This window comes from Methylibium sp. T29-B (assembly GCF_000576225.1).
Taxonomy (GTDB): Bacteria; Pseudomonadota; Gammaproteobacteria; order Burkholderiales; family Burkholderiaceae_C; genus Methylibium; species Methylibium petroleiphilum.
Genome location: NZ_AZSN01000327.1, coordinates 1 through 1651 on the forward strand (window position 1 = coordinate 1; position 1651 = coordinate 1651).

Here is a 1651-nt window from a genome sequence, read left to right on the forward strand (position 1 = left end):
AGCGCGGCCGGGGTGCGAGGGCAGCGGCGCGCCAGCCGACCTGGACGCCGCCGCGCAGGTTCGCTTCGAGGCCTTGCGCGCCTGGCGCGGCGAGGTGGCGCGTGAGCACAACCTGCCACCTACATCATCTTCTCGAACGCCACGCTGGCCGAGATGGCGCGCCGTGCGCCGGCCACGCTGGGCGACCTGGGCGAGGTCAGCGGGGTCGGCGCGAAGAAGCTCGAGGCCTACGGGCGCGAGATCCTGCGGGTGCTGGACGCGGGGCGCTGAGCGTCGGCACGAGGCCGGCAGCTGCAGCGTCTCCGTCTCCCGATCGTCTCTCGTCGACGACGCCCCGCTCAGGGACCGATGCCGACCGACACGACCGCACTGTCGCCACGCTGCCCGCCGCCATCGACCGCACGGGCGAAGTACTGCACGCTGCCGGCCGCGTTGGCGGGCACCGTGGTGTCGAGCTGGTAGGGCGGCAGCCCGTCGAAGCCCAGCAGCGTGGAGCCGCTGCCGTCGATCCGGTAGAACTCGACGAAGTCGACGCCATAGTCGTCGCTTGCCGCGGCCACCAGGCGCAAGGTGTCGCCGGGCGCCGCGCTGGTGGGCGACACGGCCAGCGACGCGCTGGGCCGGTCGTCATCGCCGAAACCGAAGCCCAGCGACACGCTGCCGCCGCATCCGGCGAGTGCCACGACCGCGAACAGGGCGGCGCCGCGGCGCCTTGCACATGCCGAGAGGAAGGAGATCATCCCGCAGCCTAGCGCGAGGCCCGGGGCCGATCAACCCGAAGGGTCGTTGCCGGTGCTCGACCGTCAACCGGCCGGCCGCCGCGCCAGTTCTTCCCGCACCAGCCGCACCACCAGCCGGTCGAGCGACTCGACCGAGTAGTTGCCCACGTCGTGCGCCGTCTCGCGGCCCGGACCGCTGGACGGGTCGTCGGCCTTCGCATAGGTGAGGAACACGAACCGGCCACCGGTGTATTGCGCGGCCTGGCGGAACACGTACTCGCCGGTCGGGTCGAGTCCGCTGGCACCGACCGCGAACAGCTTGATGCCGCGCGCCAGCGCGCCCTGCATGTCGTCGTCGTAGTACGGCGCGCCGTAGTCGAGGTGGGGCGGCGCATCGGCCACCAGCACCACCAGCCGCGTGGCGCCGTCGCCGCGCCAGGACAGCCGGTGCACCGCGGTGTGCAGCGCCTCGTTCAGCGCTTCGGGATAGTCGCCGCCGCCGCCGGCCTGCAGCGCGCCGAGGCTGCGCTGGAAGGCGTCGAGGTCCTTGCCGAAGTCGTGCGCGCGCACGAAGAACGCGTCGCCGCGGTCGCGGTAGGCCACCAGCGCGAAGCAGGTGTCGGGACGGCTCGGCAGGCGCGCGATCTGGTCGGCCATCGAGCGCATCGAACGCTTGAGCTTGTCGATCTCGTCGGCCATCGAGCCGGTGGCGTCGACCAGGAACACCAGGTCGAGTCGGGCACGCTGCAGCGGCAGGTCGCGGTCCAGCCGGACCTGCAGCGCATCGCGCTGGCCACGCTGCAGCAGCGCGCGGCCCACGGTGCCGCCCTTGCGCACCTGCACCTCCATCAGCGCCGGCGCGCTGCCCGGCATCACGCCCGGATGCAGCCACACCTGGCCGCCGGCGTCGGTGCGGGCCCACAGCGGCAGCG

The 1651-nt window shown here is 73.2% G+C and carries 2 protein-coding genes and 1 pseudogene; 1 reads left to right on the plus strand and 2 read right to left on the minus strand.

The features are described 5' to 3' along the window. Positions 1–270, plus strand: a pseudogene (locus Y694_RS23875) (HRDC domain-containing protein); the annotation flags it as partial. A 68-nt stretch (positions 271–338) separates the two neighbouring features. Here the strand turns inward: Y694_RS23875 and Y694_RS21635 are convergent. Further along, positions 339–740 (minus strand): Ig-like domain-containing protein, encoded by a 402-nt coding sequence (locus Y694_RS21635; protein ID WP_011827708.1) that lies wholly within the window; start codon positions 738–740, stop codon positions 339–341. Between the two features lie 63 nt (positions 741–803). After that, positions 804–1651 (minus strand): vWA domain-containing protein (locus Y694_RS22905; protein WP_081782312.1); only part of this gene is annotated, 848 nt, incomplete at its 5' end.